At 31.2% G+C, this 7,346-nt stretch carries 6 protein-coding genes; all 6 read left to right on the top strand.

Features of this window, described 5'->3' with window-relative positions; all coding sequences use genetic code 11:
* The first annotated feature begins 283 nt into the window (after positions 1 to 283).
* Complete coding sequence (locus tag QMG30_RS16520; RefSeq protein WP_281817282.1) at positions 284 to 973, top strand: FadR/GntR family transcriptional regulator; 690 nt, start codon at positions 284 to 286, stop codon at positions 971 to 973.
* A 165-nt stretch (positions 974 to 1,138) separates the two neighbouring features.
* Positions 1,139 to 2,101 (top strand): sugar kinase, encoded by a 963-nt coding sequence (locus QMG30_RS16515; RefSeq protein WP_309298652.1) that lies wholly within the window; start codon positions 1,139 to 1,141, stop codon positions 2,099 to 2,101.
* A gap of 260 nt (positions 2,102 to 2,361) precedes the next feature.
* Complete coding sequence (locus tag QMG30_RS16510) at positions 2,362 to 2,724, top strand: BlaI/MecI/CopY family transcriptional regulator (protein ID WP_281817280.1); 363 nt, start codon at positions 2,362 to 2,364, stop codon at positions 2,722 to 2,724.
* Positions 2,725 to 2,736: 12 nt separating this feature from the next.
* Positions 2,737 to 3,723 carry a M56 family metallopeptidase gene (locus tag QMG30_RS16505; RefSeq protein WP_281817279.1) on the top strand — a complete coding sequence of 329 codons (987 nt, stop codon included), beginning with the start codon at positions 2,737 to 2,739 and terminating at the stop codon, positions 3,721 to 3,723.
* A gap of 14 nt (positions 3,724 to 3,737) precedes the next feature.
* Positions 3,738 to 5,267 carry a hypothetical protein gene (locus QMG30_RS16500; RefSeq protein WP_281817278.1) on the top strand — a complete coding sequence of 510 codons (1,530 nt, stop codon included), beginning with the start codon at positions 3,738 to 3,740 and terminating at the stop codon, positions 5,265 to 5,267.
* Between the two features lie 314 nt (positions 5,268 to 5,581).
* The gene (locus tag QMG30_RS16495; protein WP_281817277.1) at positions 5,582 to 7,117 is read left to right on the top strand and encodes a multicopper oxidase family protein; all 1,536 of its coding nucleotides are present in this window, start codon (positions 5,582 to 5,584) and stop codon (positions 7,115 to 7,117) included.
* The last annotated feature ends 229 nt before the right edge of the window (positions 7,118 to 7,346 follow it).

The following is a 7,346-nucleotide window of genomic DNA, read 5'->3' as shown; positions in this document are numbered from 1 at the left end:
GAAGTTATTGCATTTTAACAACTGGAGGAGCAACAATAGAAATGATTGAGAAATATATTCGCCCTCAAGCAGGAGTTAAAGATTAAAAACCGTTCCGATTCATCTCCCTCCTAGTTAGAGGAGGGGGTTTTCTCGAAACATCTAGATAAATTATATATGATATCCAAAAGGGAAATAATGATACCTTTTGGATATTTCACATTTTACTATAGTAGGTGATTGTTTATTTGCGTAACAATCTAAAATGTGATAACCTATAATAAAAATAAAAAGAGGTAGTAACATGTACGATAAAGAAATCCTTTCAGAGAAAGTCGCAAATACAATCAAGAAAATGATAATAGATAAAAAACTGAAACCAGGAGATAAATTAGCTAATGAAATTGATTTGACTAATGAGCTGAACGTTAGCCGTTCAACTGTAAGGGAAGCAATCAAGATTCTGGTTTCTACTAATATATTGGAAGTACGAAGGGGAAAAGGTACTTTTGTATCTGAAAATCCAGGATTATACAAAGACCCATTAGGGGTATGTTTCATGGACAAAAAAAATCTATTAAAAGACTTGTATGAGTCACGATTGATTATTGAGCCAGGAATCTGTGCACTAGCGGCTATAAGAGCAACGAAAGGAAACATATTACAATTGGAAAATAGCTATATCAATATAAAGAAAGAGATACTAAATAATATTGACCATACTGAAACGGATATCCAATTCCATAACATTATAGCCAATAGCAGTCAAAATCCAATAATCAATCGTATATTGCCTATCATCAATGAAGGGATTCAAGAGGGATATAAAGAGACAAAAGACATTAGAGAAAGTGGAGACACTGTTTTATATCATCATGGAAAAATACTGGAAGCGATCAAAAGCAGGAATCCTGAATTAGCTAGAGACTGTATGACTGACCATTTATCATATGGTATGGAACAAATAGTAGTTAAACTTAATGCATTAAAGTAAAGTTAATGTAAAAAATACAATACAATAAACAAAATACTTGCATTAATTTAAGTAATTTAATATAATGTACTTAGAGACATCAGACATCTGACAATGTATATTCAATTAATTTTCATTGAACTTATTATGTGCAGGATTTTGACTAAATAATAGGAGGCTATAATAATGGTAGATAAAAAAATGGATGTAATTACATTTGGTGAGAGTATGGTTCTATTTAATCCAGATTCAAAAGGTCCACTAAGATACATACATACTTTTACCAAGGCACTTTCTGGTGCAGAATCCAATGTTGCTATTGCATTAGCAAGATTAGAACATAAGGTGGGTTGGTTTTCAAAATTAGGTGATGATGAATTCGGTAGATACATTGAATGCTTTATTAGGGGTGAAGGAGTAGATATATCTAGAGTCATAAAAGATGAAGAAAGAAGTACAGGACTTCTTTTCAAAGAGAGATTTGCACATGTTAATCCCAATGTATATTATTATAGAAGAAATTCAGCGGCTAGTTATCTATCTCCAGAAGACATAGATTATGAATACATAAAAAACGCGAAAATACTTCATGTAACAGGAATAACACCTGCTCTATCAGAAAGTGCAAGAGAGACAGTCACTAGAGTTGTTGATTTTGCAAAAGAAAACGGTGTAATATTTTCTTTTGACCCTAATATCAGATTGAAACTTTGGTCAAAAGAAGAAGCAAAGCCTGTTATACTGGATTTGTGCAAGAAGGCTGATATATTATTTCCAGGAATCGACGAAGCTGAAATGTTACTTGGTATAGAAGACCCAAGAGAAGTTATAAAAACTTTCCATGAAATGGGACCTGATATAGTAGCATTAAAATTAGGTAAAGAAGGATGTATGTTATCTAATAGGAAAGAGCAACATTTTGTTAATGGATATACGGTCAAAACAATGGAAGACAGTGTTGGTGCAGGAGATGGATTCGCAGCAGGATTCTTGAGTGGCATGTTAAGAAATAAAAATCTAAAAGAATGTGGAGAATACGCTAACGGAGTAGGAGCAATGGCCACTCTTGTTAAAGGTGATGTTGAAGGGCTTCCTACTTATGATCAACTTCTTACCTTCATTGATAAAAAAGAATATGTTGACCGTTAGATTTTTCAATATATAATTGAGTTAATTATGTGTCTACTTATATTTTTTTGATGTAGATGTAATAATTTGCTATTATCTTTTTATAAAAGTTAATAATAGAAATTAAGGGGATCAAAATACATTTATAATAGTATCTTACATAAGCTTATAGCCATAATGTATATGATCCCTTTAATATATATATAAATAATCATTGACAACTCCAGACTATTATAGTAGTATGTAATTACAAACTATTATAATAGTCTGGAGTGATTTATGTGGAACAAATAAAGTTATTTGACTCAGAATTGAGATTAATGGAATTAATATGGCAACAAGATTCTACTACTGCCAAAAATATAAGTCTCATTGCGGCAGATATCATAGGATGGAATAAAAACACGACATATACGGTTTTGAAGAAACTCATCAAAAAAGGAGCAATAGAACGTATAGAACCAAACTTCGTATGTAAACCTCTTATAACAAGAGAACAAGTACAACTAGATGAAACTAGAAAACTCATAGATAAATTATATAATGGATCTGTAAAAACTTTTTTTACTTCCTTCCTTAAGAAAGAGAACCTGTCAAAAGAGGAAATAGAAGAGCTCAAAGATATTATAGGTAAAGAGCTGTAAGAGGGGGTAATTATGCTAAATGAAATATTTTACTTTATTTTAAATATGAGTATAACAGCAGCCACTATAGTGATTATTTTGCTGTTTATTAGAGTTCTTGTCGGGAAGTATATCAGTAAGACTCTTATTTATTTACTATGGTGTATTGTATTGTTTCGTCTTCTAATACCAATATCTATATCCAGTAGATATAGTTTCATCAATCTAATCGATCCTAAATTGACTAAAGTTGTAGAAGTTGATTTATTGGAAAATGAAACTCCTGATATTTATTATAGTGCAATTAATTCCATTCAACTAGCAGAAAACTATAATCCTATAGTGTATAAGAGTGATAGGATTGAAAAAGTAATAAATATAGCTAGTAGCGTATGGTTAATAGTTACTTGCATATTTCTAATTACATTGATCACTATTTATATAATAACTATGAAGGACCTTAATAGAGCTGTTAAACTAAATTATGATATGAATATTTTATATAAGTATAAGAAACAGCTTAAGATCAAAAGAAAAGTAGAAGTATATGAATCCGTTCATGTAAACACACCAATAGTCATAGGTGTGTCAGGTACTAGAATAATAGTTCCACATGGCATTAATTCAGATATGTTGGATTATGTTTTGTTGCACGAATTGTCACATATCAAAAGAAAAGATAATATATGGAGGCTCCTATCAATATTGGCAGTATGTATTCATTGGTTTAATCCTTTTGCATGGCTATTTCTGTATTTCTCAGGGCAAGATATGGAAAGTGCATGTGATTTGAAAGTTCTTAGAAACATTCCATATGATAGGAGAAAGGATTATGCATTATCCTTAGTGAAATTAGCAGATGACCAAAGAACATTATTCCCTGCAATGGGGAATACGATAGTCAAACAGAGATTGATGAATATCATTAATTATAGAAAACTATCCACTATAATGATTATATTGACTTCTGTTTTATGTATGATTATCACCATATTGTTGATTACCAATCCTATAGTGTGAAGAGGGGAGATATAATGAAATTAAATAAGATATTAGTGTATGTGATTATGATATTAGTATTGATCACATCTTGTAAAAAAGATATTGTAGCAGGTGAGGTCCAAGATACAGAAAAAAAGATAGAGTGTGAAGAAGTTGAGGAAACTCCAAAAGAAATTGTTATTGATATTGATGATATCTATAATAGTGTCGATATTGATATTGGCTACGTCGAATTAGAAAATTTGAATGAAGATAATGTACCTGAGATAGACTTGGAGTATTATCCAAAAGATGGTGATTTTATATTAAAAAAAGTTTCTGACGGGTATATATGTGTTTCTCTAGAGGAATATGAAGACGAAAATGCATTAGAAGATTATTTATCACCTATGGTATATAGATTCAATGAAAATGGTAAATTGTCATGGAAGAAGCATTATGACTATAAAACCCATGTAGGAAAGATAGGTCAAGTATTGACATTTGATGATGACAGCTTTATATTTCATATTGATTCTTATCAAGATTGGAATGAGGGAAGATTGATTAATGATAATTGCTATTTAATTAAGTGTAATAAAGATGGAGAGGAAGAGTGGACAAAAGAATATAGTAATTCTAATAGAGATATGCTTGCCAACATATTATTATCGGATTCAGAAGAAATATTGATTATAGGAGAATGGAAAGCAAAAGATGGTAAGGAATATGATGATATAGATAAAGGATTGAAAGAGGAATTAAACAATGATATAGTCATAACTAAATTAGATGCTGAAGGGAATATGATAGAACAGAAAAGTTTTGGAGGAAGTAATGACGAACATGTAGATATAGTTGGATATGACAAAAAACTAGGAATAATAATTGAAGCCATCTCCTTTTCAAATGACGGTCCCTTTGCAGTTGATATAATAGACAAATGGAATAATGATTTCATAGCATGTATAGATGAAAAAAATCTAGAAATTAAATGGATATATAGACTTGTTGGAGGAAAGTATACTACTAATAATAGATTTTCAATCAACAACGGTATGGTATATATGATTGTAACCCAAAATAACCGTAATAGACAACATAGCCAATCTCTAATAACAATTGATGATAAAGGTAATGCAAGTAAGCTGATAACTCAGACATATGACCAAATGGTGGATAAGTTCAATTCGCTTATGATATTACAAAATGGTGATATAGTTATTGGAGAAGGTAATCAATATATTAGTTCTCTAAGAATATTTGATGATACAGGTAAAGTAAAAAAAGTCATTCATGATATTAATTTGGTTCCTGATGAGATAATACCTACAGATGATGGAGGTTTTATCGTAAAGAGCAGGAGGCAGATAAAAACAGTACCACAGCCAATATATGTATCATGTATATGGTATGATACAGAACTGGTAATGATGAAATATGACAGTAATTACAACATTGAATGGCGGAAAACATATGATAGATATAAAAACAATCCATACTGGGACTGTGTTATACCATTAAACAATGGAAAACAGATAACTGAGATAAAAACGGATTACAGGAAGTCCTGTATTGATTAACATTGAATAGGATGTTTTTTAAATTCATGAATGAAAATTATTAAAAATGGAATAATGTAATATGTGAGGGATATATTATATATAGCACCCCATTAGAAATCGGTTTCTAAGGGGTGCTAATTATTTTGAAATAATAAAATTGTATTTTTTACGGTAAAAAAAATATAATGAAATCTGACTGCAGTATATTATACATTGTAAAAATAGAGTTATTACATAAGATTATATTATATAACGTTCAATACATTTACTGTTCATAGTATAAAATATTATCACATAAAATGTTATGAAAACATTATTTGAGGGTTATTATAATGAATTTATCTAAGTTTGTTGATGAATTACCCATTATACCAATTGTAAAACCTGTAGGTAGAATGGATGGAGTTTCCTATTATCAAATCAGGCTGCAACAGTTCAAACAAAAACTTCATAGAGATTTTCCAGAAACTACAGTATGGGGATTGGAAGGTAACTATCCAGGTCCAACCATTGAAGCTCATAGGAATCAGTTAATCAAAGTTCAGTGGATAAACGAACTCCCAAAAAGACATCTGCTGCCAGTAGATACTACCATACATGGTGCGGAGCCAAATAAACCAAGAGTAAGGACAGTCATACATCTTCACGGAGGAGTAGTCCAACCAGAGAGTGATGGATATCCAGATGCATGGTTTACCAATGGTTATAAGATAGTAGGTCCAGATTTTACTAGAAAAATATATGATTATCCCAATATGCAGAGAAGTACAACCCTATGGTACCATTCTCATGCAATAGGGATTACACGTCTTAATGTATATGCAGGATTAGCTGGTGCGTATGTTATCCGTGATCCTGAAGAAAAGTATTTGAATCTTCCAAAAGGCAAATATGAGATCACATTATTGATTCAAGACAGATCATTCAATGAGGATGGCTCCCTATATTATCCATGTGGACCAGAACCTCCTGTACCAGGTGTATGTCCTTCTGTAGTACCTGATTTTTTTGGAGATACCATACTTGTCAATGGAAAAGTCTGGCCATATCTAGATGTAGAGCCAAGAAAATATAGATTTCGTGTTGTTAATGGTTCCAATTCAAGATTCTATAGTATTAGACTATCTTCTAATCAGCCATTCTATCAGATTGGTACTGATGGCGGATTCCTAGAATCACCAGTAGTAATCAATGAAATATTGATAGCTCCAGGAGAGAGAGTAGATATGATAATAGATTTTTCTGAGCATATAGGTGAGAATATAGTATTAACCAATAACGCTCCATCACCTTACCCTAGAGGCAATCCAGTTGATGTAGATACTGAAGGTAATATTATGCAATTCAGGGTTTCCAAGAATTTATCATGCTATGATTATAGTATTATTCCATTCAAATTAAATACAATAATACCTTTGCAAGCAAGGGATGCAAGATTAGAAAGAAATCTTACCCTAGTCAGGGAAACAGATAGATATGGAAGAGCTTTTCTGCTACTGGATGATAAAAGATGGGATGACCCTATTACGATTAAGCCACTTTTAGGTAGCATTGAAGTATGGACTTTAATTAATCTGGCTAATTCTACTCATCCCATACATATCCATCTAGTCAATTTTCAGATACTGGATAGACAGCCTTTTGATGTTGATTATTATAATGAAACAGGAGAGATTAAAACTACTGGACCGGCAGTACTACCTGATCTCAATGAAAGAGGTTGGAAAGATACAGTAAGAGCCAATCCTGGTGAGATTACAAGGATAATAATGAGATTCGTTCCCTATTCGGGTTTGTATCCTTGGCATTGTCATATATTGGAGCATGAAGACCATGAGATGATGAGACCTTATGAGATTATAACTTAATACAATATCCTATTTCATCACATGACAATAGATATTATATATAATGAATTATTTATAATATTTGTAGCAGTTTCATATTTTCTTGAACTATATATTTAAATAAATCAGTTATTGATATAAAATAGAATATGAATGAGTTATTAAAATATTTTGATTGGGTAATATCTATTGTTATGGGGAACGTTTTGATTAATATAAAATAAAAAATACTGATTATAAAAGGAGAATA

Origin of the sequence: Vallitalea longa (assembly GCF_027923465.1) — a bacterium.
Lineage (GTDB): Bacteria > Bacillota > Clostridia > Lachnospirales > Vallitaleaceae > Vallitalea > Vallitalea longa.
Note: the sequence above shows the minus strand (reverse complement) of the source record. Positions and strands in the feature narration are given on the sequence as shown.

Excerpts from the sequence above, each read along its gene's own strand:
- QMG30_RS16520 (WP_281817282.1), top strand. The coding sequence starts at position 284 with ATGTACGATAAAGAAATCCTTTCAGAGAAAGTCGCAAATACAATCAAG.
- QMG30_RS16515 (WP_309298652.1), top strand. The coding sequence starts at position 1,139 with ATGGTAGATAAAAAAATGGATGTAATTACATTTGGTGAGAGTATGGTT.
- QMG30_RS16505 (WP_281817279.1), top strand. The coding sequence starts at position 2,737 with ATGCTAAATGAAATATTTTACTTTATTTTAAATATGAGTATAACAGCA.
- QMG30_RS16500 (WP_281817278.1), top strand. The coding sequence starts at position 3,738 with ATGAAATTAAATAAGATATTAGTGTATGTGATTATGATATTAGTATTG.
- QMG30_RS16495 (WP_281817277.1), top strand. The coding sequence starts at position 5,582 with ATGAATTTATCTAAGTTTGTTGATGAATTACCCATTATACCAATTGTA.